Annotated in this window: 20 protein-coding genes and 1 pseudogene; 17 read left to right on the top strand and 4 right to left on the bottom strand. The window is 70.2% G+C overall.

All coding sequences use genetic code 11. The annotated features are described in order from the left end of the window. Nucleotides 1-203: 203 nt before the first annotated feature. Entirely contained in the window at nt 204-2,327 is a 2,124-nt protein-coding gene (locus AC3ANM_RS17360; RefSeq protein ID WP_488285666.1) for a hypothetical protein, read from the bottom strand. A 456-nt stretch (nt 2,328-2,783) separates the two neighbouring features. Here AC3ANM_RS17360 and AC3ANM_RS17355 point away from each other — a divergent pair, with 456 nt between their 5' ends. The 3 genes from AC3ANM_RS17355 (at nt 2,784) to AC3ANM_RS17345 (ending at nt 6,996) form a co-directional block, all read left to right on the top strand. Beyond that, nucleotides 2,784-4,535 (top strand): hypothetical protein, encoded by a 1,752-nt coding sequence (locus AC3ANM_RS17355; protein ID WP_488285665.1) that lies wholly within the window; start codon nt 2,784-2,786, stop codon nt 4,533-4,535. Nucleotides 4,536-4,717: 182 nt separating this feature from the next. Beyond that, a complete protein-coding gene (locus AC3ANM_RS17350) occupies nt 4,718-5,569 on the top strand; it encodes a restriction endonuclease (RefSeq protein WP_488285664.1) in 852 nt (283 codons plus the stop codon). Between the two features lie 560 nt (nt 5,570-6,129). Continuing rightward, nucleotides 6,130-6,996, top strand: coding sequence for a trypsin-like serine protease (locus tag AC3ANM_RS17345; RefSeq protein WP_488285663.1), 867 nt, complete (start codon nt 6,130-6,132; stop codon nt 6,994-6,996). A 556-nt stretch (nt 6,997-7,552) separates the two neighbouring features. Here AC3ANM_RS17345 and AC3ANM_RS17340 read toward each other — a convergent pair. Together AC3ANM_RS17340 and AC3ANM_RS17335 are read right to left on the bottom strand one after the other, a co-directional pair. Beyond that, on the bottom strand, nt 7,553-8,104 hold the full coding sequence (locus AC3ANM_RS17340) for a hypothetical protein (RefSeq protein WP_488285662.1): 552 nt from the start codon (nt 8,102-8,104) through the stop codon (nt 7,553-7,555). 195 nt (nt 8,105-8,299) lie between these two features. Beyond that, nucleotides 8,300-8,425 carry a hypothetical protein gene (locus AC3ANM_RS17335; RefSeq protein ID WP_488285661.1) on the bottom strand — a complete coding sequence of 42 codons (126 nt, stop codon included), beginning with the start codon at nt 8,423-8,425 and terminating at the stop codon, nt 8,300-8,302. Between the two features lie 542 nt (nt 8,426-8,967). Here AC3ANM_RS17335 and AC3ANM_RS17330 point away from each other — a divergent pair. The 8 genes and pseudogenes from AC3ANM_RS17330 (at nt 8,968) to arr (ending at nt 15,608) form a co-directional block, all read left to right on the top strand. Continuing rightward, nucleotides 8,968-10,278: a hypothetical protein gene (locus tag AC3ANM_RS17330; RefSeq protein ID WP_488285660.1), complete on the top strand. Its 1,311-nt coding sequence runs from the start codon at nt 8,968-8,970 to the stop codon at nt 10,276-10,278. 174 nt (nt 10,279-10,452) lie between these two features. Further along, the gene (locus AC3ANM_RS17325; protein ID WP_488285659.1) at nt 10,453-11,388 is read left to right on the top strand and encodes a tyrosine-type recombinase/integrase; all 936 of its coding nucleotides are present in this window, start codon (nt 10,453-10,455) and stop codon (nt 11,386-11,388) included. Next, the gene (locus tag AC3ANM_RS17320; protein WP_488285658.1) at nt 11,381-11,968 is read left to right on the top strand and encodes a hypothetical protein; all 588 of its coding nucleotides are present in this window, start codon (nt 11,381-11,383) and stop codon (nt 11,966-11,968) included. Before AC3ANM_RS17325 ends, AC3ANM_RS17320 begins: the two co-directional genes overlap by 8 nt. A 39-nt stretch (nt 11,969-12,007) precedes the next feature. Beyond that, nucleotides 12,008-12,313 (top strand): helix-turn-helix domain-containing protein, encoded by a 306-nt coding sequence (locus tag AC3ANM_RS17315; RefSeq protein WP_488285657.1) that lies wholly within the window; start codon nt 12,008-12,010, stop codon nt 12,311-12,313. A 596-nt stretch (nt 12,314-12,909) separates the two neighbouring features. Continuing rightward, nucleotides 12,910-13,329: a hypothetical protein gene (locus AC3ANM_RS17310; RefSeq protein WP_488285656.1), complete on the top strand. Its 420-nt coding sequence runs from the start codon at nt 12,910-12,912 to the stop codon at nt 13,327-13,329. After that, nucleotides 13,326-14,480: a tyrosine-type recombinase/integrase gene (locus tag AC3ANM_RS17305; protein ID WP_488285655.1), complete on the top strand. Its 1,155-nt coding sequence runs from the start codon at nt 13,326-13,328 to the stop codon at nt 14,478-14,480. Before AC3ANM_RS17310 ends, AC3ANM_RS17305 begins: the two co-directional genes overlap by 4 nt. Before the next feature lie 174 nt (nt 14,481-14,654). Continuing rightward, a pseudogene (locus AC3ANM_RS17300) lies at nt 14,655-15,041 on the top strand (putative immunity protein); the annotation flags it as partial. A gap of 114 nt (nt 15,042-15,155) precedes the next feature. Continuing rightward, entirely contained in the window at nt 15,156-15,608 is a 453-nt protein-coding gene (gene arr, locus AC3ANM_RS17295) for an NAD(+)--rifampin ADP-ribosyltransferase (protein ID WP_488287973.1), read from the top strand. A gap of 19 nt (nt 15,609-15,627) precedes the next feature. Here arr and AC3ANM_RS17290 read toward each other — a convergent pair whose 3' ends face one another. Next, complete coding sequence (locus AC3ANM_RS17290) at nt 15,628-16,299, bottom strand: PAS and ANTAR domain-containing protein (protein WP_488285654.1); 672 nt, start codon at nt 16,297-16,299, stop codon at nt 15,628-15,630. Between the two features lie 188 nt (nt 16,300-16,487). On the opposite strand from AC3ANM_RS17290, the gene AC3ANM_RS17285 reads away from it, so the two are divergent. From AC3ANM_RS17285 to nrfD, 6 genes are all read left to right on the top strand, one after another. After that, nucleotides 16,488-18,140: a SpoIIE family protein phosphatase gene (locus AC3ANM_RS17285; protein WP_488285653.1), complete on the top strand. Its 1,653-nt coding sequence runs from the start codon at nt 16,488-16,490 to the stop codon at nt 18,138-18,140. Between the two features lie 168 nt (nt 18,141-18,308). Beyond that, on the top strand, nt 18,309-19,484 hold the full coding sequence (locus AC3ANM_RS17280; RefSeq protein WP_488285652.1) for a serine/threonine-protein kinase: 1,176 nt from the start codon (nt 18,309-18,311) through the stop codon (nt 19,482-19,484). Then, the gene (locus tag AC3ANM_RS17275) at nt 19,481-19,987 is read left to right on the top strand and encodes a hypothetical protein (RefSeq protein WP_488285651.1); all 507 of its coding nucleotides are present in this window, start codon (nt 19,481-19,483) and stop codon (nt 19,985-19,987) included. The genes AC3ANM_RS17280 and AC3ANM_RS17275 overlap by 4 nt, the downstream gene beginning before the upstream one ends. A gap of 79 nt (nt 19,988-20,066) precedes the next feature. Beyond that, nucleotides 20,067-23,462 (top strand): formate dehydrogenase, encoded by a 3,396-nt coding sequence (gene fdh / locus AC3ANM_RS17270; RefSeq protein ID WP_488285650.1) that lies wholly within the window; start codon nt 20,067-20,069, stop codon nt 23,460-23,462. Next, on the top strand, nt 23,459-24,424 hold the full coding sequence (locus AC3ANM_RS17265; protein ID WP_488285649.1) for a 4Fe-4S dicluster domain-containing protein: 966 nt from the start codon (nt 23,459-23,461) through the stop codon (nt 24,422-24,424). The genes fdh and AC3ANM_RS17265 overlap by 4 nt, the downstream gene beginning before the upstream one ends. Nucleotides 24,425-24,537: 113 nt before the next feature. Beyond that, nucleotides 24,538-25,473 (top strand): NrfD/PsrC family molybdoenzyme membrane anchor subunit, encoded by a 936-nt coding sequence (gene nrfD, locus AC3ANM_RS17260; RefSeq protein WP_488285648.1) that lies wholly within the window; start codon nt 24,538-24,540, stop codon nt 25,471-25,473.

Raw genomic sequence — 25,473 nt, 5'->3', positions numbered from 1 at the left:
TTCCGTCACCAGCCGCCCTCGACGGCCTCCCCCGCATTCGACGCGGTCACCAGCGTCGAAGAGGCTTCAGGGTCTCCACTCAGCGCAGTGATGTGGTGCTCCAATGTCTTCGGCGGCGCCAGGGAGTGGCCACCACCATGCCCGTTTCTCTGGCGCTCTCGCCGAGTGGTCCCGGAACGTCCGGGCCGCACGGCTCCTACGTGTTAGGTGGGCTGGACGTGGCCCTTCGGATCGAGAACCGCCATGCCCCCGTCCGGGCCGGCTCCGACAACGCAGAGCCGCAGCCCCGCCTCGGCGCAGAGGGACGTCGCCACGACGATGGTCGAGGGCGGGATCCTGCTTGCGGCCGCCAAGACGTGAACCGTCACCCCGAGCTTTGCCGAGAGCGCCACGTCTCGGCGCAATTGCGCGTCAGTGAACTCTGCGGCCGATGTCTTGACCTCGCCGCTGACGACATCGGCACCCATGTAGCCGAACAGGTCGACCTCTTCCGCCGTCCCGTCAGGCCAGCTCAGGTCCAGTCCGCAATGGAGGTGCGTCTCAGGCTGCACCTTTCGCAGTGCCATCCACGCTGCCAAGTGAGGCAAGATCCCTTGGTCACTTGCACGATCGACCAAGCTGTCGAGCCGGTACATAACGTCGAGCGACTTCGCCCCCACGTACTGGCTTGGGCTGGAACACCCCGGACATCTGGCGGCTCCCGCAGCAGCTGTCATGGGCACGAAAGACTTCACCCCGCACCGTGCGCAGTCCGATTGCAGGCCGCGTTCTGCCCAGCCTCCCGCCACCAAGCGTTCGAGCGTGGCCAGAGCTCCCTTGCCCATGTCCGAGGCCCCGCGGTGCCGTCGCTCGGAGCGGCCACCCCACGCCATGGCGATCTGCACAAGTTGGCGTTCTTGCGAGCCATGAACCTGGGCCTTGAGTTCTTTGAGAAGCTCCTTCGACCGTGGCGTCGTGAGGCTCTGGATCAGGGCCAAGGATTGTCCTTCGAGGAGCTGCGTACAGTCCTTGGCGTGCGCCAGTGCCTCGGCCAGGCGACCCTTGTCACTGAGGCTGCCGGCACCGTCGATGCCTGAGACAACGGCGGCGAGGATCGCCTGGGCATCGGGACTCGCGATCACCAGCTCAGCGCGCGGGGACGTTGTGACCCCCACTTGGAGGGCGTCATCTTGCCAGCGGCTGTAGGGCAAGACGAGGTCGGCGACCGTTTGCCGGCGTGGGAGCAGCGAAAGATAGCCCCCACTCAGGCGGACCAGGCCCGGCACGGCCAATGGCTTAGAGACTCGCTCTCGGAGTCCACTTGCTTCGAGCGGGACGATGGTTCGGCCTCGGAAACGTTGAACTCGCGCCTGACCGGTGTAGCCGGCCACCCGGTCAAACACCAACCATTCGCGAGGGTCGGCGCCGATCTCGTAGGTGAAAGGCTCATTTCGATGGTTCTCCCGCGCGAAGCTCCGGGTGAGCTGCAGGTGACCGTCGCCCGCCTGCAAACCGAGGTGATCGGCAGCAGCTTCCAATGCTTCCTTAGGGAGGCTGAGTGAGCAGATGACCAGATCAGGTTTGCCGGCGAAGTTTCGGCGCAGCGGCCCAGTGATCAGGTTCTTGGCATGGATCCAGTCCGTCAGGGCTGACTGCGGTAACAGCACCATGGGTGCAGAGGCGAATCTCAACGCTCGCAGTGCTCGCAGGTTCCAGAAGTGCAGGCAGTCCTTGAGATGATTCGGGCGGGTCAGCCACAGCAAGGCCGGAGCGTCCATCGGGCCGTTGGTGGCCTCGTACTCAGCGAAACCGGCAAGGCCCGCGTCTAGGACAGTGTGTCCAAAGGCGTGCGCGCTGCCTGCGGCATCGTCCGTCAGACCCCGGTGAACTGGGACAAGTGAGGGTCCGTCAGTGGGATCGAGCGGGGCGCCGGCCGCAACCATCTCCCATAGCGGCGCGCCGACTCTCGCGCCTACCACCTGAAAGCTCGGTTCTGCGACCGCGGACCAGTGCAGCGTCTGGCCCCCCGCGCTGTGCTCCAGCTGGCTGAGTTCTACCAGCTCGAGGCCCAGCGCCTCGGAAGCGGCTGCGGCGTCGAGGGGTTTCACACCGACGTTCACCACTGTCGTCACGTTCGCAAGTTCCACAACCTGACGCCACCACGGCTCTATCCTTCCGCCGCTGCGCACCGGCACGATGGGCTCGGTCACGCCCGCCCATCGGCTGCTCGCCTCCTGGACGGCGACCCGAAAGTGCTGAGTCGTCCTGGCCGCGGGGACGAGGTAGGCCACGCGTGAAGGGGTGAACGAGACGCGCAAGACGTCCTCACCCAGGTACTCATCCGGCACGGTGATCTCCCCAACCTGGCCGCAACACTCCTAGTGGGCTATGTCGAACCAGCCCACGTTGTGTCTAATGCGTTCGGAGGCCGCTGGGTGTGCGACAGGCCGATGAAAGCCAACTTCGCTGGACGACAACTCTTGGCCGAGCGCAGCAACTGTCATGCGCACCTTCGACCCCATGACGGTCATCACCAAAAAGGGCCGAGAACGTCGTCGTGCATCGTTCGTTCGTCTACCGCCCCCGTGTGTGTGTTGAACTCGCGTGAGAGTCGGCCCCCGGCACCCATCGCTCGAGCCAGGCTCGCGTGACCTGCCCAGCCCGCGGCTCGTGGAGCGCCTTCGAGGCGCCGCACAGCGCCTTGGTCCGTCAAGGGTGTCGCGAACGGTACTCACGTCACCACCAGCGGCTACTGTTCCTCACGACCAGCCGCGATCAACCCATGGCCGAAGGGGACGAACGACATGGACGGGCGTGTTGCGTGGGCCAGGTTCGAAGGCAACGACGTCGAGGCTGTCGTTGCCATGATGCTGAACCGGGAGCACCCCAACTCAGTCCGCATCACGCCCTCCCGCGGCGATGGTGGTGTCGACATCCTCGACCGTGGCGCCGAGCGCGGCGGCGACGTCGTCTACCAGGTCAAGTCCTTCAGCGCACCGTTGACCGGCAACCAGAAGCGTAAGGTCGAGAAGTCCTTGGCGCGGCTCCTCGACCCGGCCAAAGGCGACCCTAGGTGGAAGGACCTCAACGTTACGCAGTGGCGTTTGGTCACCCCGTGGGACCCGACCGCCGAGGCCGACAAATGGCTGCAAGACCTTGGAGCGCACTACAAGGTCAAGGTGCAATGGGACGGGCTCACCTTGATCGACCAGTTATCAACGAAGTACGACGATGTGATCGACTACTACCTGTATGGAGGTAGTTCCGCTATCGCGCGGGCCTACGAGAACGCCATGGCCCTGATGAGCATGGCATCGACCAGCGATGGCCCTGTACCGGTGCCGGACATTGTCGCGCGCGTCGCCAAGGCACTCGCCGCGCTCGACCGGGACCCGCATTACTGGTACGAACTGCGGTTCGGTCACGGCGCCCCGGCTGACCCCCCACACCGGCCCCGGTACATGTTCGGCCAGTACCTTATCGACAGGCAGGCAGGCACCTGGCACGCGGTCGACGTCATCGCCCGCTGCGCCGAATCCCACAACGAGCGACCCGTCAGGCTCCACGGACAGATCACCGTCCAGCCGGGCACGGAGTTCGCGGAGAGCATCAGGGACTTCGCCGAGTTCGGCACACCGTTCACCAGCACCGAGGGCGCGTTCACCGGGAAATTCGACGCGCCCGGCGGCCTGGGCGGCGACCTCGACGGGGCGACCATCACCGTCGGCCCAAGCTCAGAGGCTGACCTGGGCGACAACCGCCACCTGCGTCTGGAAGCCCTCGACCCTGACGGCACCGTTGTCGCTGAAACGTTCGTGGACCGGACCGAACGCAGTCACGGCACTGCCGGCCTGCGAGTCGTCCTCGCAGAGGTGAACGGAGCGTTCGAACTTCACCAGCGGTTTAACCTGGCCGACCACAGCACGTTGATGAATTTCAAAGTCAACGCATTCGCCGGGAAACCCGTGTCGGCCTTGCTGCCCGCGGCGACCTTCCTAGCGGCGTTCCACTACCCGAACGCGTTCCGAATTAGTGCGGCGCATACCCCCGGCCGGCTCGGAACAAGTGAACCCGTCCCTGACGGGGTCGACGCTGGTTTCACCGACCACGCCAGGCGCCTCGCCGCCCTGCTGCGCGTGCTCGACCAGCTGCAGCAGCACACCAGAACCGAAGTCTCCGTCCCCGACAGCACTACCGTGACGAGGGACCAGGTACGTGAGTGGCAGTTCGCCGCAACCGTGCTGCGCGGCGAACCCGTCACCGCGACCTTGCCTGAAGGTTGCGGATTCGACGTCACTTTCGCCGAAGGCACCACGGCACCGCAGGACTCGTTCGCCGTCCAGCTCCCCCTAAACGTGCATATCGGTAACCAGTTCCTCGACCTCGGCCACGTCCTCGCTGAGCTCACCGCCCCACAACTGGTCGCGGACCTCGGTACTGACGAGGAAGGGCGGCCGACGTTCCGCTTCACCACCCCCGACCGAACGGTGCGCTACCTTCTGCCCCGAACCGAATGCGGTGAGCACCAGCAGCCGGACCCCTCGGCCAGGGCCTGAAAACTTGCGAGCGACGCAGTGTCGCTGCAAGCGTCCGTAAGACGCGTGAATGCTCTGCCGGCGGCAGAGCATCGGTGGCGCAGTCCCTTCCCGGGCTCGCCCGGATGTGTGATCCGCGGGCCACGCGCGAAGCGCCGCACCCGCGCGAACGAGACATCATTTCCGGCCGCTGGAAGGGAACCGTGAACCACGCAATCGAGTACGAGCTTCTCGCCCAACAGCTCGCGCACAGACTGTCATCGACTTTCGGCGTAGCGACCGAACTCTGTGACCACAACGTCAAGCTTCAGGGCCTCGGCACGGCCAACCAGATCGATGTCCTCTGGGTCGGGGAACTCCATGGCCGTCGGCACCGAATCATCATCGAGTGCAAGCATTACAAGAGTCGTCTCGACCAAGGGAAGGTGCACGCGTTTCGCAGCGTCATCGACGACATCAGCGCGGACGGCGTACCCACTACGGGCGTGTTCGTCACTCCCGTCGGCTACCAGCGCGGCGGGAAGGAACTCGCTAGGACCTACGACCTCTTTCTCCTCGAGCTCCGAACCCCAACCGACGAAGATCTCGCGCACAGGATCGTGAGGATCGACATCGACTTCGAGCTCCAAACCGTCTGGTTCTCCAACGTCGAGTTTGAGTGGGACCGACGCCCAACCGACGGCGATTGGCCTGAGTACCGCGCCGACATGGCGATGCTCCTCTCAACCACCCTTGAGGAACCGCTCGCCGTGCAATGCCTGTTGGCCTCAGAGTTCGGCTCGAGCCCCGAGGAGCAGCTCGCCGCGGTCGCAGCAGATCCACGTAGGTGCAAAGTCCTCCTGGTCAACCCACACTCGGTCAGCATCGATGGCGTGGTGGTCGGGACTGCCGTGGCGGTGTCCGGAACGGCGCATGCCTTGTCGGAGCGCACATCGACCTCAGTCGGTCCCGGCAGGGAGGGCATAGCGCACATCCTCAGGAACGCCCTCAACGGCGAGACTGTCTGGTTCACCGTGGACGGCAAGGTGCGAGTCATCGGTAGCGGCGAGAAGTAGAGGTGAAGGCCGTACATCCCAACCACTTCGCAGCATGGCCCGGACAGTGGGTTGTTGCGGTGAAGACTCATAGCCAGCGTCAATCTGGACGAAGTGACGCATGGTCATCGGCTATTGCTCTATCAACTCAGGACCGGGGCTGGCCAGTTTTATGTCCAGCGCCGGGGCTTTCGCTCTCACATCGGCTGGCCACTGGTCACGTGCCTCTCAACTGGCCCACACACCACCGAGCGTCGCCCCAGTGCAGGTGACCCCCTCGGCTGCCGACAGTATCGGAGCTCAGAGGCATCAGCGCCCGGGTGGACCTGACCGCGCAGTCCTTGCCGCCACTGGCCCAGGATGCCTGGTTCGAGGCCGTCTAGCTGGACGGCGACGGCGCGCCACACGTCGCCGGGCCGATGGGCAACCCCCGACGTAGGACAGGTTGCTGAGTTGGCCGGTCGCCCGGGCGAGCAGGATGGACCGGTCAAGGCCCAGCAAGGGACGGCCGCGGGGATCGCAGCAGTGGGACTGACCGCACGGACGGCCGCGGGCTGCCACCTGTGGAGGGGGATCATCCGATGCGAAAGTCAGTTTCCCGTGCCCTGATCGCCATCACGTTAGCGCTGAGTGCGCTGCTGCCGGCATCCACGAGCGCACGGGCCGTCTACAACGGTTACTCGGTCAAGGAGAGTTCATTCCCCTGGCTTGCCTGGATCAACGTGCAGGCTCCGGGTTGGCCGCACCTACCGACGGACTCGTGCGGCGGCACGCTGATCCGCCGCGACGTCATCCTCACTGTCGCGCACTGCGTGAACCAACAGGGCCGGTTCTCCGTCTCTTTCGGCGGGTACCCCGGGCTGGTGGCCGCGACGACCTACGTCCTCAAGCCAGATGTCGAACCAGACTTCGGCAGCGCGAACTCCTACAACGCCCTTCCCACCTATGACGCCGCGCTGCTGTTCCTGCCGCACTCGCTGAACCGGGCCACGGTGCCGCTGGCCAACCCGCCCGCTATCGGAACATGGACGACGGAGGTCGGCCATGGCTGCACGAACGATCCCCGGACGAACACCGCAGCGAACGGGTGCGTCTGGTCGTTCATCCCCAAGCCGCTGCACGCGATGTCCGGGCAGATCCTCAATCGCGGCGCGAACGAGGTCGCGTGCGGCAACAACACCGCCCCCTACACGCTGTGCCTCAACGGCGGCGGGGCCGACACCCGACCGGGCGACTCCGGCGGACCAGCCCTGTGGCAGAACGGCGGAGTCTGGAAGGAAGTGGGTGTGCTCTCCTCAGCCGCGCAGGTCCCGACCCTGGTCAACGGAAAGTCGAGCTTCGTCATGGGCGCCACGTCCCTGTTCAGCACCGCCGGACCGTGGGTTAAGGGAGATGCGGTGGGCACATGGGTGCGCCAGGAGCTGGCGACGCACCCACGGCGCCCGTGACGCAACGCTCCGCGCGGTGGCGTCGATGCTAGCCAGGTAACTTCGCGGTTACCTGGGGTGATGGCCCCGGCGAAGATGGGTCGAACCGTCCCTGGGCATGATCTCTCTCAACTCGATTACCGTTCTAGCGTCAACGTCGCAAGCCGTTTCGGCCAGCCGCTTGTACCCGCTGACCTCGATCTTGGTCACCCGCATCGAGAGGTGGTCCCGTGCGATTTCGTGGATCTGGCGACCCCCAAGGTCGTCGGGTCGAAGGTACATGCGGGTACCGACGCCGTCGGGGCAAACTTAGGGATCTCTACGGCGGTCTAGCAGATCACTAGACTTCCCTAACCTTCCTAACCGCGTCGTCTCCCGTGGTGGGCTGGGCGTCGGTTGGGGACGGGATCCCGTTCTCGAGCTCGCCGCGCAGCTTCTCGACGTGGTTCCTGCGTGGCAATTCGGGCTCGCTCCGGCCGTCAAATGCAACACAAGAGACGTTTGCCTTGCATTTGCCGTTCCCGCGCAGCTGGCGGAGGTGGTCGTGACTCGTCCGGCGGAAGCGCGAGCAGCGAACCTACCCAGCGGCCAGTCGGGCCCGGAGGCGGCGCATGAGCGGCGTCGACTCCAGCCACTTGGTCGCGTCAACGTCCCGCGCAGTGGGCGCCCCCACAGCCACCGCCAACGTCTCCCCGTAGATCGCCCCGGTCAGGATGCTGTCGAGGAGCTCGAGCGCGCCGCGGCGGATTGTCATCAGGTGCTGGTGGTCGGCTGTTGCTTCCAGGTGGGCGATGACGTTGGCGACGTAGTCGACGCTCATGGCGGCCAAGTCGTGCTCGAGGCCGTGTCGGTCGACCCAGATCCGGTCCTGGTCGAACACGCGCAGATCCAGGTGGCCGCTGCCGTACCGACCCTGCGGCGGGAAGTGCGGCTCGCCGTTCTCATCGGTGTCCGCCAACGGGTCGTCCACGGCCGGCGGCAGGGCGGTGATCGACACCACCGGGGAGGTGCTCCGGGTGGTGCTGACCCCGTCGCCGCGCACGTCGATGACCAGGTCCATCCGGTCCCCGACCGCCAGGTGCAGCACCTTGAGGATAGGGACGGCCTCGGAGTCGCGACGCAACTCCACCCCGAACGGGTGGGGAATCCGCAGCAGGGTCCACCGGTCACCGTCGACCACGTACGTTGAGCCCGCCTCCGTGTGAACCCGCCACCGACCGGCCAGGACTCGGTCACCGCGATCCACCAGAACCTTCGGAGCCTTGTCCTTCACCTCATCCTCGCCCACGTCCGGACGGTAGTCAGGATCCCTGACAGCAGTCGGCTAGGACGGCTCGCTGACGAACACGGAGGACTCGGCGAAGAGCCTCTCCAACGCCGGCTTGCGCACAACTGGGCGCTCCAGCAGATCCTCGAGCTCGCCCCACGAGGCAGCATCTAGCAGGAGCACCGGTTGATCGGCCGAAGAGGGCTCGTGGTTCATAGCCATGAGCCCAGTGTGCGACGGGTGACCGGGCCGCGTCACGGTGCTACTGGAAACGCGGGTTGCCCCTGGACAGCACGATGATGCGAGCGCTGGGCGAACCCGGACAGGGCTGCCATCCCGGCCCAGGTCGCGGCTGCCTACCACCACGGCCGCGCCAGGTTGGCCAGCAGCCGGGACCGCCACAGCGACGGCGGTCTGCCCGCGCCGATACCCCGCACCCGGGCCCGCGTCGAACGGGCAAGGCGTCTGAGTCTGAGAGCCATGGGCGGTCCGTCCTCGAGGGCGTAACAGCCGGCACCCGCACGGTAGGTCCGCACCCGGACGGGTCGGGGAGCCCGCAACAGGCAACTCTGCCCACTCCGACGACCCTTATCGGCGCACGCAGCGGGCCCCACCCGGGGGGCGCCCGCTTTGCCGGTTCGCCGCAAACCGGCTCAACGCGACCTACCGGCTCGCTACCATCGACAGGACTCAGGCTCGGCCCGGGTCGAGACCTTGGGGGAATCATGACGCCGCACCGACTCCGCGCTGCCCTGATCGCGACCGCGATCGCCGTCGCGTCTGCCCTGGCCGGCGGCCCTGCACAGGCCGCTTCCCTCGTGCCGGTCACGTTGCACCTGGTCGACACCCGCGGGAACCCGGTCGTGGGCATCAAGTGGGGGGTCACCTCCGGCACCAACGGCACCCAGCTCGGCGACCAGGCCCGCTCGAATGCCAACGGCGACGTGATCGTCGATGCCATCCCCAACTCCACCGCGACGTTCTACCTCGACCCGTGGGCGAACCTGACCAATGAGATCGACACCCAGGGGAACCTGCTGCAGGAGGCCAACGGCACCGTCACGAGCTACTTCCGCCCGCAGGTGAACGTCTCGGCCACCGGCGCGACCAAGACCGTGGTTCTGCCGCCCGTCGAAACACACCACATTCACGTCGTCACCGAGGGCGGCTCCCCCGTGACCGGCGCCTGGGTGACCCCCCTGCATCGCATCAGCGTCGCCGTCCCCCAACCCGACGGGACCACCCTGCGTGTCGTGACCGACACCCAGATCAGCGCCCAGACGGGCAGCGACGGGTGGGCCACCTGGACGGCGTGGGCGCTGGAACCGGACCCGGGCACCGCTGCCCGCCTCGACAAGGACTTCGCCGACATCGACCAGGACGGCACCCCGGACGGGATGCTGGTCCGGTTCAACCCCAAACCCACCAGCGAGCTGCGGCAGACGGTGCCGTATCCCACTTGGATCCAGCCCTCCGCCGAGGTGGTCATCCCCTACGTGCCGGAACTGACGGGGGCCAGCGCCGTGCCCGCCGCCGGCGCCGCGACCCTGACCGCCACCCTGCTGCAGCCGTCCGCGTCCGGGACGTCGACCCCGATCGGCGCCGCCGTGGTCGACGCCTACGCCGAGCCCGCCCACGGCAAGACCCGGCTCCTGGGCTCGGCCCGGACCACCAGCACCGGCAAGGTCACCCTCCGGGCGTCCCTGCCGGGCCCGACCCGGGTGGTCCTGCACCTGCGCGGGGTCAGCCACACCCCGGCAGCGCTGACGGTCACCCCCTTGCGGGTCGACACCGTCGCGGCCACACCCGCGACCCTGCGGCTCGGGAACGTCGTCTCCCTGCCGGCCACGTCCCGCAGCGGCCGCGCCGTGACCTGGGCCTCAAGCACCCCCCGGACTTGCACCGTTCTCCGGGCCGGGTCCCGATGGTCGGTCCGCGGAAGGGCACCGGGCCGGTGCATGGTGACCGTCAAGGCCAAGGGGACCGCGACCTGGGCCCCGCTGGCGGTCACCCGCACGCTGACGGTGCGGCGGTAACGCTTTGCCTGCGTGGGTCACCGGTGACCCGCGCAGAGTGGGAGACACGGTCCTTCCCCAGGCAGCGCTTGCGCCTGCGGGCCCAGACAACCGCAAGCCTGACCGCAGCCTGTGGAGCGCCGCACCGGCGCCACAAGGCCTATAGTTCTCCTTGAGCGAACTAAGGGAGGAAGTGTGGTCAACGTTGCCGGGCTCGTCCCCAACGCCCTCAGCGCCGTGTCGCCATCCTCACGACGCACGTACGGCACTGGATTCCGCACGCTGGCCAAGCACCTGGGTGACCGGGAACTGGAGGATGTGCGCCTCTCGGACCTGCAGTCCCTAAGGGACCTCGTGCAGCGCAATGCTGCCCATCGGACGCTCAGCGAGGCTCAGCGGAGGGGCCGTCGGCTTCGGACCTACGAAGAAGACGCCTACGGCAGGGGCGCGGCAGGCAACTTCGTCTCCAGCACCCGCTTCTTCTTCGCCCATGCCGCTGCACGGGGGCTGCTAGCGCACTCTCCTGCCACCCAATTGACTGCACCCCGACGGCCCCCGGCACCCGAGCGCCCACTCACCGAGGACGAACTCGAGGCCATCTGGCGGGTGGGCACCGGCACCGGGATGGATCCCGCCCTGGACGGCCGGCTTCTGCGGTTCATCCGATTCACAGCGGCCCGGCGGGAAGGCTGCTTGAACCTGAGGCTGGGCCAGCTTGACCTCGAACGCCGCAGCGTCAGCCTGACCGAGAAGTATGGTCACACCCGCGAGCTGCCTCTCGGACGTGAGGTACTGGCGGACCTGGCCTCGTTCGCGGCGCAGCGAGGGGCCCGCTCGCTGGCAGACCCGGTCTTTCGGTACCGGAACGGCGCCGTCATGACCCGCCGGCGTTTCAACCTCCTGTTCGACCGGGTCGACCGACATCTTGGCTGGACCGAACCCCTGGACGTGGCCGCGCACTGGCTGCGACACACAACCCTGGCCGACATCGCCGCTGTTTCAGACATCCGCGTGGCAGCGGCCTACGCCGGCCACGCCCCAGAGTCCCTCGGCGTCATCGGGCGGTACACCATGGTCACGTTCGGCGACTTGGTCGACGCCTACGAGGCGGTGTTCGGGCCCCGTGGCTGACGCACCAGCGAACTGGAAGGTCGGGCTGCCCGTCGCAGCCGCAGCTGAGCAGTGGACCGCTGACGCCGACGTCCTCGCCGACCCGTTCCAGCGTGAGGCGGGTCGGGTTTGGACCCGGGCCGCCGATGTCATGCCCGGCGCGCGGGTGCAGCCGGGGCAGCCGGTCGTCGCCTGCTGGGCCGAAACCGTGTGGGTCGCGGTGCCGGAATGGGACGCCTCAGACCCCGAGCTGCTGTGGCTGAGGCCAATCGGCGAGCCGGTGCCCCGACCGAACCCGGCCGTCCGCTACAACCGGGATGCGCTGGCCGAGAGCATCGCCGCCGCGCTAACCACCCAAGCGGGCTTCCTGCCCTCCGACGCCGCACTGCGCCGGGCGATCAGTGACGTGGTGGGGGACCTCATCGACGACTTCGCCGCCACCACCGAACTCCTGCTTGCCAGGATCGGCGAAGATCGGGCCACAGCACAGTCCGTCGTCGATCTGGTGGCCAAGCATCGAAAGCTCGGGGCTGCACGACTGGTCACCAGTCCGCCCGGGCAGCGATTGTTACGACTGGCCCGCCGCGCACGAGTCCACTAGTCGCGCTGTCTCCTGACCAGCGATGGCTAGGCTGCCCTCGTGGCCGACGACCCCGACGCCCTCCTGATCGCCCGCCGCCTGCTCGGGGGCCGCCTCCGCGATGCGCGGATCCGTGCGGGACTGCTCCTCCCCCATGCCGCCGAAGCCACCGGCCTGAGCCGCTCCTACCTCTCCGATTGCGAGCGGGGCAACAAGCTCCCCTCCGTCGAGGCGCTCTTGCGCCTCACTGCCGCCTACGACGTCCTGCTGACCGAACTGCTCGGCGGCATCTACCCGTTCGGCAGCCGACAGCGGCCACGCCACATCCCCCCGCCACCACCGGATGGCCGACTCAGACCCAATTAGGGCGGGTGGATGCCTTGACCCGGGCCGCCGGGGCGCTCAGGCTCGGGTTGAGGGCCAACCCATGCCAGCCATTCTTCTAGTTCCGTGCACCGGCGGCCTGTGCCGCTTCCGTGTCGGCGGCGTGTGCTTTGACCCTCCCCACCGTGCGCATGAGCCCAGCGGCCTGCACCTCTACTGGGACGACGTCCAGGAGGCTCTAGAGGCAGGGTCGCGCCTCGCCCCCGGCGAGGAGGCATGCGAGGCGGACCTCTGGTGGTTCGCGACGGAGCCCGGGCCAGCCGTCCCCGGAATCGAGCACTCGGTCCGCTGGCGGCGGGATGGCTCCCGGGTCTGCGAGGTGCGGCGGCTGCTCCGGCTGTACGACCGTTTCCGGATCATGGACCCCTACCGTCCCGACCTCGACCTGGTCCAGGGGCACGCCAAGCTGGCTGAGCCGTGCATGACGCTCTGCGTTCCCGGCCAGCCGCCAAGGCCACCAGCCGTCGCCACCGCAACCCCGCAGGTGCCCCGACCCGGACGCCCCCGAGCCCCGGATCCGATCAAGCGACCGAACTCGACCAACTCATTGACCTGCCGCGAAGCGGATGGGCGCCGCGATGGCCGAGGTCCACGCTTGGGCGACGCCGGTGGACCACGGCGTCCGGGTCCACCTGCGCCGCGACGCGACCTACCCACCCGTGCTCAGCGTGGTCGAGGTGGGGTGGCACTGGCTTGAGCTGACCTCACGGCCTGTTCCGGCGCTGACCGTGGTCACCATCGACCACCCCCGGCACCGATTTCGGATGACTCATGCCCCGGGACTGGTCGCCCGGTGGGGGGCCCACGACCACGACACACTCATTGGCCTGGAGCGCCTGGGTGCGGCTCATCTGGACGTCCTGCTTGTGCACCCCGAACAGATCGCCGCGGCCCTGGCGACCATGGCGGCCCCGGAGTGGCCCATCCGCAGTGGCGGCTGGACCTCCCCGTGGCACGGCCACACCAGGTCCGCCTTGGATGAAGGAGGCCACCGATGACCACCGACCCCCGGGCGCTGCTCCTGAACTTGGGCAGAGAATTGGGCAGCACCCCGCAGGACTTCGAACACTGCGCGCGGATGCTGCGCGAGGGCGCGCCGACGCTGGACGAGGCGCTCCGGCTCATCGAGTCCACCACCGGGCTGCGCGCCGGCTCCACCTATCCGCGGGGTCTGCGACTGATCCGTGAGGGGTCCCCCGCCGAGCATGGGCTGCCCGGGGTCTCAGCGTTCGGACCGCGCCCCGTCTTTGACTTCCAGCCGAATGAGGTCCTCGTCAATGCCGAACGGGTCCGGGCACTCAGCGCGGCGCGCACCCTCGACACCGGACGTGCCGTGGCCCACGCCGACCCGCGCCTGCACGGTCAGGGCGCGCGCGCCCAGTACCTGGATGCCGCCGCCGCCGTGGGCAGGGCGCTGGCCGACCACGGCATCCTCGCGGTCAACCCGATGGCCGCACTGAAGCGACCGCCCCGGGCCCTGGAGCCGACCCGCCCGCGGGCCCTGACGGACTCCGAAGTCCGCGCCTATTTGAACACCCTGCTCGTCCACCTTCGGGACCCCGAGCTCGTCGCCGGGGTGTGGCTGCTCGCCCGGGTCACCGGAGCCCGGCTGACTGAGCTCATCAGCGCGGACGTGAACGGCGTGGACCTCGCCCGCGGGGCCCTGCGCCTGACCCGCAAGGGGCCACGGCGGGCCCTGCTTCCGGTCACTCGCCCGGTGCTGGAGACGCTGACCAGGCTGGCTGAGCAGAGACCGAGCCCCAACGGGGATGCCCCCTTGTTGCGCACCCGCCGCGGTCGCCGGCTCACTAACGCCTTCTTCGAACGGTGGTCGCGGGAGCTGCACGATCTGCCGTTCGCGCACGGCGTGCCCATGCGGCTGCACGTGTTGCGCGCCACCAGCGCCCGGTTCGTCGACGAGGAGCTGGGCACCACGGCCTCGATTGCCTTCCTGGGTCACAGTGCCCGGGCTCGGCTCGGACCGAGCGCGGCGTATCTGAGCGACCCGTTCCTGCCCGATCGAGGCTTCACCCAGCTAACGCGGATCGCCGCGCGCTGCTTCGGCTACCCCGACCGGTGGCCAACCCGCCTGCCCGAATGGCCAATGCTGGCCGGCGCCCTGCAGGTCACCAGCGAGGTGCCCCGGTGAGCGCCATCACGCCACCCCCCGTCGTTCCGGGACACCCGCCCCCTCAGGAGGGGCCAATGCCCCAAGAATGGTGTTCAAGTCCCTTCTTCCGCACGCATTCCCGGTCCATCCCCTGGTCCGGGGGCCCCTTTGTTCCGGGCGGCTCCGCCTGCTCGCTGTGCGAAACTCACGAAGATGCAGACGCGCTCTGGTGGCTTCGAGCTGACGATGGACGAGCTGCGGGCGGTCGCCGGGTATGCCGCGGCGTGCGCCGAACCTGCACTCGTGATCTTCCAGAAGGCCCGTCCCGACGACCCCCGCCCGGCGGCGGCCCTCCGCGCCGCAAGGGTCTTCGCGGAGGGGGCGCCCCGGTCACGCCTCCAACGGACCGCCGCGGCCGAAGCCCACCGTGCAGCCCGGGACGCCACGACCGAAGCCGCCAGGCACGCAGCCACGGCTGCCGGAGACGCCGCCGCGGCGGCATACCTCCACCCGCTGGCGAAGGCGACGCAGGTGCGCCACATCCTGGGGGCCGCCGCCCATGCCGCGCGGGCGGCCGAGCTGGCGCGCGGCGATGACCCGGTGGTCGCGGAGTACGTGGTCACCGCCGCAGCCAAGCGAGCTGCGCCGGACGTCCTGGACGTGCTGACCCGCTACCCCCGGGCGCCGAAGGGGCGCACCCGGGTCGCCGTCCTCATGGCACGGCTCGACAGCCTGCTGCGGGACCCGCCGCCGACGCCGCGCGTGGTCGACGACCCAGGGCCGTTCTTCCACGGGACCAGGGCCGACCTGCGTCCGGGCGACCTGCTCACCCCCGGCTGGCGCTCGAACTACGGCTCGGGGCGTCAGGCCAGGCACATCTACCTGACGGCCACGCGCGAGGGCGCGCCACTGGCCGCCGAGCTCGCCCGCGGCGACGGCCCCGGCCGGGTGTACCAGGTCGAGCCGCTCGGCACGATCGAGGACGACCCGAACGTCACCGACAAGCGCTTCCCCGGGAACCCGACCCGCTCCTACCGGACGACCGAGCCGCTGCGGGTCGTTGAGGAGATCACAGGCTGGCAGCCTCCGCCGCCCGAGCTGATCCAGCACATGCGTGCGCGCATGGGCGAGCTGGCCGAGCTGGGGATCGAGGCCATGGACGACTGACGGCCGCAGGTCGCCGCGCTCACGCCTCCTGTCGCGCCTCTTGGGACGTCAGGAGCGCGATGGCGTCGGCGCAGAGCCAGTCGGTGACGGCCTCGGCCGAGCTCGACTCGAGCCCACCGTCCACGACCTGGGTCATCAGCTCTTCCGCGACCCGGTGGACCTTGACGTTGGTGACCTGGGACTTGGCCGAGAGCAGGGCGAACGCCACGTCGGAGTCCACACCCAGGGCGAGCATGAGTGCGCCCTTGGCCTGCTCGAGGGGGCCCTGGTGCTCGCGGGCGGCGCGGACGGCGGCGTCGGCACGCTCGCGCACGTCCTGCTCCACCTCTTGCGTGACGTCGACGACGTAGCCGCGCAGCTCGACCACCTGACCGTCGCGCAGCGTGCCCCGCCCGACGACGAGCACCGTGTGCTCACGCCCGGAGACGTCGATCACCCGGTGCCGGCAGCTGTAGGGAGCGCCGTCCTGCATCGCCCGGGCGAGGACCTCGGCGGCGCGGGTCAGGTCGTCCGGGTGCTTGTGGGCCAGGAGCAGCTCGGTCGTGGGGACCACCTCACCCGGCTCGAAACCATGGATGCGGAAGACCTCCTCCGACCACGTCCAGCACCGGTCGCGGGCACGGTAGGAGTAGGTCCCCACCTGCTGCGGTGCGCCTGCGTCCGGCGCACCTGCCGCCCCCGACCCGCCCATGGCGCCAGCATGCCACGCGACCGGTGGCACCGGAACACGCACGAGCCGGGCTCATCGGCGGCCACTCCCCGCGGTCACAGATCGGCCAATCTGCCCCGTGCCCGGCCTGCAGCGGTGTTGAATGAAACGGCGCACACAGGAGGACCGCCGGCCCGCGGGTCGGCCGCTCCTCGGGGAGGGGGCTGGTCGTGCCGCTGTCAACGGACCCCACGGTCGGTCTCTCCGACCTGCTCGAAGGCCTGCCGGACGCCGTGGTCGTGGCCCGCGCCACCGGACACATCGTGCACGCCAACCCCGCCGTGCTCTCCCTGCTGGGCGCAGAGCCGCACGAGCTGGTCGGCCGCCCCCTGACGGTGCTCATGCCCGAGCGGCTGCAGGCCACCCACACCAAGGGCTTCCAGCGCTTCTTCGCGACGGGCCACCGGTCGTTGATCGGCAGCACCGTGCAGGTCCCGGCGCAGCACCGCGACGGCCGCGAGGTGATGGTGGACCTGACGCTGTCGGTCGTCAGTCGGGGTCGCAAGGACACCCTCGTGGTCGGGGTCCTGCGCGACGCGCGCCCCCAGATCAAGCTGGAGCGCCAGATGGAGGTCAGCCGCTACCTGGCCGCAGCCCTGCACGTCGCCGAGACCCTGGGGCAGGCGGCCAGCGCCGAGGTCGCCTTCGAGCAGCTGCTCCCGACCCTGTGCGACCGCCTGGACTGGGACGCCGCGAGCCTGTGGGTGCCCAGCAGCGCGACCGGCAGCCTGCACTGTGCCGGGGTGTGGCAGGCACCCGACCATGACGCGCCGGCGCTTCGGGCCGCCACGATCGGCCGCACGTTCGGGCCGGACGAGGGGCTGCCGGGCAGGGCCTGGCGGCAGCAGACCGTCGTGCTCATGGAAGACCTGTGGGCCGACCCCCGGTTCCCGCGCGTCGCCGCGGCCCGCGTCGACGGGCTCCACACCGGTATCGCCTTCCCGGTGATGCGCGGCGACACCGTGCTGGCGGTCTGCGAGCTGTTCTCCCGCGAGCCGCGGACGCTGCCGACCGAGCTGCTCGACGTGCTCTCCAGCGCCGGTCGCCAGCTCGGGCAGTTCCTCGACCGGCTCAGCACCGAGGCCCACGCCCGGGACCTCGCGCTGACCCTCCAGCGCAGCCTCCTGCCGCCGGGCCTGCCCGACGTCCCGGGGGTGAGCCTGGGCGCGCGCTTCCGCGCCGGTGGCGACGACCTCCTGGTGGGCGGCGACACCTACGACGTCACCGCCCTGCCCAACGGGCGCTGGATGGTGCTGATCGCCGACGTCTGCGGCAAGGGAGCCCCGGCCGCCACCGTGACCGCCCAGGCCCGCTACACCGCGCGCGCCGCCGCCGACCGCGGGGCGGGGCCGGCCCAGGTCCTGGCCGCGATCAACGCCTCGCTGCTCCACGACGACCAGCCCGGGCCGCTGCCCTTCCTCACGGCCTGCTGCATCCTGTTGCAGCCCAACGGCCCCGAGGTCACCGGCGTCCTCAGCGTGGCCGGGCACCCGTTGCCGATCCTGCGCCACGCGAACGGCGACCTCACCGAGGTGGGCGAGCCGGGACTGCTCCTGGGCGTGGACCCGGCCGCGACCCACCCCGAGGTGAGTATCGCGCTGCGCCCCGGTGACACCCTCGTCCTCTTCACCGACGGGGTCACCGAGGCCCGGGACGCCGCCGGCCGGGAGTTCGGCGACGACGGGCTCCTCATGGTGCTGAGGGACTCCCGCGGCGCGAGCGCGGACGGGACGGCGCAGGCCGTGGTCGACGCGGTCGAGCGGCACCTGCTCGAGTCACCGCACGGACGCGACGACATGGCGGTCCTGTCCATCCAGTGCTGAGCTGACCCCGGGAGCCGGCCACCCGGCATACGGCTGCTGGGAGTCAGCACCCTCCGGGCGACTTTTTCGGATGACGGATCGGCCCGATCCCGCGGATCGCGAGGTGGGCAATGTCACCTCCGCCGACCGTCGGGTTTGGAAAGGGACAATTGAGGGCAAAGGTCACGCATGGACACCGGATCGATGACACGGCCACCGCAGGTGCCCACCGCCTCTGACGAGGGCGAGCCGCTCGCCGGCCGCTACCGGCTCGAAGGCCTGATCGGCCGCGGCGGCATGGCCGAGGTCTACGCCGCCCGGGACGAGGTGCTCCGCCGGCGCGTGGCCGTGAAGGTGTTCCCCTTCCTGGGCTCGCCCGAGACCCACCGCGGCAGCGGGCACGACGAGGTCCGTCTGCTGGCGTCCCTGAACCACCCAGGCCTGGTCACCGTGCACGACGCCGGCACCCCGTCCGCCGACACGCCCGCCTTCCTGGTCATGGAGCTCGTCCCCGGACCGACCCTGTCCGTGCAGCTGCGCCAGCACGGACCCCTGGAGCCTTCACAGGTCGCGATCCTCGGGTCCCAGGTCGCTGCCGCCCTCGCCTACGTGCACTGGCGCAACCTGATCCACCGCGACGTCAAGCCCGGCAACATCCTCCTGCGCGAGCCCCTGGCCGGCCCCGACACCGCGCCGGTGGCCAAGCTCGCCGACTTCGGTATCGCGCGACTGGTCGACGCGACCCGGGTCACCCGCTCGGGCACGGCCCTGGGCACCGCCCCCTACCTGAGCCCGGAGCAGGTCCGCGGCGAGACGGTGGGACCCCCCAGCGACGTCTACGCCCTCGGCCTGGTGCTGCTGGAGTGCCTCACCGCCACCGTGGCCTACCCGGGCAGCGCGATCGAGTCCGCCGTCGCCCGCCTGCACCGTGCCCCCGACATCCCCGAGGACCTGGACCCGGACCTGCGGGGCCTGCTCGTGGCCATGACGCACACCGACCCGGCGCAGCGACCCGGCGCAGCGGAGGTCACCGAGGCCCTGGCCGCCCTGGCACCTGACCACGTCATGACCACCCAGACCTCTCCGGTCGGGTTGCTCGGGGCAGCCTCCCCCACCCGTCGTCGCGACCGCGCCAGGACGGTGAGAACCTCACCCTGGAAACGGTTCCGCCGCCTGACCGGACGCGCACGGCTGGTGACCGCCGGCTCGGTTGCCGCCCTCGTCGTCCTCCTGGCCGCCGGGTGGGTCGTGCTCACCCCGCCGCCGAGCCCCGCGGCGCCCGTCCGGCCCGCCCCGTCCTACCCCGCCGTCCCCGGTGCCCTGGGGACGGACCTCCAGCAGCTGCAGAAGGCAGTCCAGCGATGAGACACCTCCGCACCATGGCCCTCGCCGCGGTGGTGGCCCTGCCGCTCGGCGCCTGTGCCGCGGCTCCCCCGGCGACCGGGTGGTCCTCGTCGGCGTCGGCCCAGCTGCAGCACGACGTCCAGCTGGTCTCCGGCGCCGCGGCCGCCCGGGACGTCCCTGCTGCGACGGCGGCCCTGATGGTCCTGCGCCAGCACCTCGACGCCGCGAGACGCGCCGGCACCGTGAGCCGCGCCCGGGCGGACGCGATCGAGGCCGCAGCGACGAAGGTCGCCGCCGACCTGGACGCCCTCGCCAGAGCATCGGCGACGCGGCCGACACCGACACCGACGGCGACACCGACCCCGACACCCACCCCGACGCCGAGGCCGACTGCGACGAGGACGCCGACCCACTCCAGCGCCCCGGCCCCACCGCCCCGCACGCATCGGGTCACGGTCGCCCGGGCGCCGGAGCACCACAAGCACCACGAAGGCGGCAAGCACGGCGGTCACGGGGACCACTGAGGCCGCCCGGGACTGAACCACCGGGCTCGAGGTGTCCGACGCCCCGGAAGGGGGCACTATGGGAACGGAGGTGGTGGAAGTGCCCGCTCGCAAGGTCTTCCTCAACTGGCCCGTGGTCCGGCAGCTCACCGGCGGCGACGACCTCGGTCGTGGCGAGGCTGTGCGCTCCGAGGCGTTCGCGGCACGCCGACCCCGCATCCGGACCGCCGACCGGGTGGTGCAGAGCGTCTGCCCCTACTGCGCCGTCGGGTGCGGCCAGAAGGTCTTCGTGAAGGACGGCAGGGTCGTCCAGATCGAGGGCGACCCGGACTCCCCGGTCTCGCGAGGACGCTTGTGCCCCAAGGGATCCGCGAGCGAGCAGCTCGTCAACGGCACCGGCCGGCAGACCGCGATGCTCTACCGCCGGCCCCACGGCACCGAGTGGGAGCCGCTGGACCTCGAGACCGCGACGGACATGATCGCCGACCGCGTCGTCGCCAGCCGGGCCCGCACCTGGCAGGACACCGACGAGCACGGCCGGCCCCTGCGGCGCACACTCGGCATCGCCGGCCTCGGCGGCGCCACGCTGGACAACGAAGAGAACTACCTGATCAAGAAGCTCTTCACCGCGATGGGCGCCATCCAGATCGAGAACCAGGCGCGCATATGACACAGCGCCACCGTCCCCAGTCTGGGGGCCTCGTTCGGTCGCGGCGGCGCCACGACGTTCCAGCAGGACCTGCAGAACTCTGACTGCATCGTCATCCAGGGCTCGAACATGGCCGAGTGCCACCCGGTCGGGTTCCAGTGGGTGATGGAGGCCAAGGCGCGTGGCGCCAAGGTCATCCACATCGACCCGCGGTTCACCCGCACCTCGGCGGTGGCCGACGCCCATGTGCCGCTGCGCGCCGGCAGCGACATCGTGTTCCTGGGCGGGGTCGTCAACTACATCCTGGGCAACGAGAAGTACTTCCACGACTACGTCGTCGCCTACACCAACGCCGCGACGATCCTGCGGGAGGACTTCCAGGACACCGAGGACCTCGACGGCGTCTTCTCCGGCTACGACCCGGAGACCGGCACCTACGACACCGAGACGTGGGGCTACGAGGGTGCTGCGGAGTACGCCGCGGCCGGCAACGCCCGGGAGCCCGCCGGTCAGGAGGAGGGCGAGGACGAGGGCGACGAAGAGAGCGAGCCGCAAGGCCCCAGCCACGCCACCGGCACCGAGCACGAGGGGTCCCAGGCCTCGCGGGCCGCCGGCCACGAGATGGGCGGCCACGGCGCCAGCCTGGAGCACGGCCGGGTGCACCGTGACGAGACCCTGCAGCACCCCCGGAGCGTCTTCCAGGTGCTCAAGCGGCACTACGCCCGCTACACCCCGGAGATGGTCCAGGAGGTGTGCGGCGTCCCGCCGGAGCTGTTCCTGCAGGTGTGCGAGGCGGTCACCGCCAACAGCGGCCGGGACCGGACCACCTGCTGGGTCTACTCGGTGGGCTGGACGCACCACTCGGTCGGCGTGCAGTACATCCGGGGCGCGGCGATCATCCAGCTGCTGCTGGGCAACATGGGACGTCCCGGCGGTGGCATCCTCGCGCTGCGCGGCCACGCCAGCATCCAGGGCTCCACCGACATCCCGACGCTGTTCAACATCCTGCCCGGCTACCTGCCCATGCCCAAGGCCGACGAGCACGCCGGCCTCGCCGGCTACTTCGAGGCGACCTTCAGCAAGGACCAGAAGGGTTTCTGGGCCGACGCCGACGCCTACACGGTCAGCCTCCTGAAGTCCTGGTGGGGCGACGCGGCCACCGCCGACAACGACTACTGCTTCGACTACCTCCCGCGGCTGACCGGTGACCACGGCACCTACCAGACCGTGATGGACATGCTCGAGGACAAGGTCGAGGGCTACCTGCTGCTCGGCCAGAACCCCGCGGTCGGGTCCGCCCACGGCCGTATGCAGCGGCTGGCCATGGCCCACCTGAAGTGGCTCGTGGTCCGCGACCTGGCGATGATCGACTCGGCCACGTTCTGGAAGGACGCCCCCGAGATCGAGACCGGGGAGCTGCGCACCGAGGACATCGCCACCGAGGTGTTCTTCTTCCCCGCCGCCGCGCACGTGGAGAAGGACGGGTCCTTCACCCAGACGCAGCGGATGCTGCAGTGGCACCACAAGGCCGTCGACCCCCCGGGCGACGCGCGCAGCGAGCTGCACTTCTTCTTCCACCTCGGGCGCAAGATCCGCGAGCGCCTGGCCGGCTCCACCCTCGAGCGGGACCGGCCCCTGCTCGACCTCGTCTGGGACTACCCCGTCAACGACCAGGGCGAGCCCTCGGCGGAGGCGGTGCTCAAGGAGATCAACGGCGTCCACCTCGATGGGGACAAGGCCGGCCAGCCGCTGTCCAGCTACACCGAGATGAAGGCCGACGGCTCGACCGCCGGTGGCTGCTGGATCTACACCGGCGTCTTCGCCGACGGCGTCAACCAGGCCGCCCGGCGCAAGCCCGGCCAGGAGCAGTCCTGGGTGGCCCCGGAGTGGGGCTGGGCCTGGCCGTCCAACCGGCGCATCATCTACAACCGCGCCTCGGCCGACCCCGACGGCAAGCCGTGGAGCGAGCGCAAGGCCTACGTCTGGTGGGACGCCGACGCCGGCACGTGGACCGGCCACGACGTGCCGGACTTCCAGGCCGACAAGCCCCCGTCATACCGTCCCCCGGAGGGCACGGGAGGCCCGGACGGGCTGGCCGGTGACGACCCGTTCATCATGCAGTCCGACGGCAAGGGCTGGCTCTACGCCCCGACCGGGCTGCTCGACGGCCCGCTCCCGGCGCACTACGAGCCGCAGGAGTCGCCGGTGCGCAACCCGCTCTACTCCCAGCAGGCCAGCCCGACCCGGCAGGTGTTCAAGCGCAAGGACAACCTCCAGAACCCCTCCGGCCCCGAGCCCGGCGTGGAGGTCTTCCCCTACGTGTTCACCACCTACCGGCTCACCGAGCACCACACCGCCGGCGGGATGAGCCGCTGGCTGCCCTACCTGTCCGAGCTCCAGCCGGAGTTCTTCTGCGAGGTCTCCCCCGAGCTCGCCCGGGAGCGCCACCTCGAGCACCTCGGCTGGGCCACCATCGTCACCGCCCGCACCGCCATCGAGGCGCGGGTGCTGGTCACCGACCGGATCGCCCCGCTGCGCGTCGGCGGGCGCACCATCCACCAGGTGGGGCTGCCCTACCACTGGGGAGTCGGCAGGGACGCCGTCGTCAGCGGCGACTCGGCCAACGACCTGTTCGGGGTGACGCTCGACCCCAACGTCCACATCCAGGAGACCAAGGTCGCCTCCTGCGACGTCCAGCCCGGACGCCGGCCGACCGGTCCAGCGCTGCTGCAGTTCGTCGCCGACTACCGCAGCCGCGCCGGCATCACGGTCGAGACCGGCAACACGCAGCGCACGCCGCGCCAGCCGACGACGGCGCACGGCGACCATGAGGGAGAGGGCACATGAGCAACCGGCTGCACGGCCCGCTCGACCCCGCCCCGGACGCGGGCTGGGTCGACGCCCCACCGCGCAAGGGCTTCTTCACCGACACGACCGTGTGCATCGGGTGCAAGGCCTGCGAGGTCGCGTGCAAGGAGTGGAACGCCATCCCGATGGACGGCGACCTGGACCTGCTCGGCTCCTCCTACGACAACACCGGCGCGCTCGGCGCCAGCACCTGGCGCCACGTCGCGTTCATCGAGCAGCCCAGGCCCTTGGGGCACCAGGAGCCCGGACTGCTGCGCGAGCGCAGCAGCGTGGACCTCGGTATGCCGTCCGTGCGGCCGAGCGAGGTCGGCGAGGACACCGAGGGTGAGGGCTCCGCGGAAGGCGCCGGGCGCATGGACTTCCGCTGGTTGATGTCCTCGGACGTGTGCAAGCACTGCACCCACGCTGCCTGCCTCGACGTCTGCCCGACCGGCTCGCTGTTCCGCACCGAGTTCGGCACGGTCGTGGTGCAGGACGACATCTGCAACGGTTGCGGCTACTGCGTGCCGGCGTGCCCGTTCGGGGTCATCGAGCGACGCACGGGAGACGCCGGCACCAAGAACGTCGGCATCGCCCAGAAGTGCACGCTCTGCTACGACCGCATCGGCGTGGGTGAGCAGCCAGCCTGCGCCAAGGCCTGCCCCACCGAGTCGATCCAGTACGGCGACCTCGACGAGCTGCGTGAGCGGGCGCAGGCCCGGGTTGAGGCGCTGCACGAGCAGGGCGTGGCCGATGCCCGGCTCTACGGCGAGGACCCCGAGGACGGCATCGGCGGCGCCGGGGCGATGTTCCTGCTGCTCGACGAGCCCGAGGTCTACGGGCTGCCGCCGGACCCGGTGGTGACCACCCGCGACCTGCCGCAGATGTGGCGCAGGGCGGGCCTCGCGGCCGCGGCGCTGCTGGGTGGAGCGGTCGTCTCGTTCCTGGGCGGCCGCTCGTGAGCCCGGGCGTGGACCGGCAGGGACCGCTGAGCCGGATCCCCGGCCGGGAGGCCGTCCCGGGCAGCCGGGCGGACCGGCGCAGGGGCGGTGGTGGTCGGGGCGGGGAGCGCCGGATGGTGCCCGAGGCCACGTTCACCTCGTACTACGGACGCCCGGTGGTGAAGCCATCCCCCTGGGAGGCGGACATCCCGGCCTACCTCTTCCTCGGCGGGCTGGCCGCCGGGTCCTCCCTGCTGGGCGCCGGGGGCGACCTGACCGGCCGGCCGGCGCTGCGGCGGGCGGGCCGGATCGGCGCGCTGGCCGGCATCACCCTCAGCTTCGCCGCCCTCGTCCACGACCTGGGCAAGCCGTCCCGCTTCGTCAACATGCTGCGCGTGGCCAAACCGACCTCCCCGATGTCGGTGGGCACGTGGGTCCTCTCGGCCTACGGGCCGGCTGCGGGCCTGGCCGGCGCCGCCGAGCTCAGCGGGCTGCTCCCCCACCGCTTGCGTTGGGCGGCAACGGTTCTCGGGGCCACCGGGCGGCCGGCCGGGCTGGTGGCAGGGGTCGTGGCGCCCGCGGTCGCGTCCTACACGGCCGTCCTGCTGTCCGACACGGCCACGCCGTCGTGGCACGAGGCGCACCGCGAGCTGCCGTTCGTCTTCGTCGGTTCCGCCGCGAGCGCCTCCGGCGGCCTGGGCATGCTGGCCTCGCCCCCGGCCCAGGCCGGTCCGGCCCGTCGGCTGGCCCTCGGCGGCGCGGCGCTGGAGCTGGTCGCCGCCCAGCGGATGGAGCAGTCGATGGGCCTGGCCGCCGAGCCGCTGCACACCGGCCGGGCCGGGCAGCTGATGCGCGCCAGCAAGGCGCTCACCGCCACTGGCGTCGTCGGCACGGTCCTCTTCGCCCGGCGCAGCCGGGTCGCGGCCGTCCTGTCCGGGGCGGCCCTGCTCGCCGGATCGGCCTGCACGCGGTTCGGCATCTTCGAGGCCGGCCAGGCCTCGGCGATGGACCCGCGCTACACCGTGGTGCCCCAGCGGGAGCGTCTCGAGGCCCGCCGCCTCGACACCTGA

The organism is Oryzihumus sp. JJN4-3R (assembly GCF_057747915.1).
The sequence above is the reverse complement of the archived record's forward strand: the minus strand, read 5'-3'. Positions and strand labels throughout refer to the sequence as shown.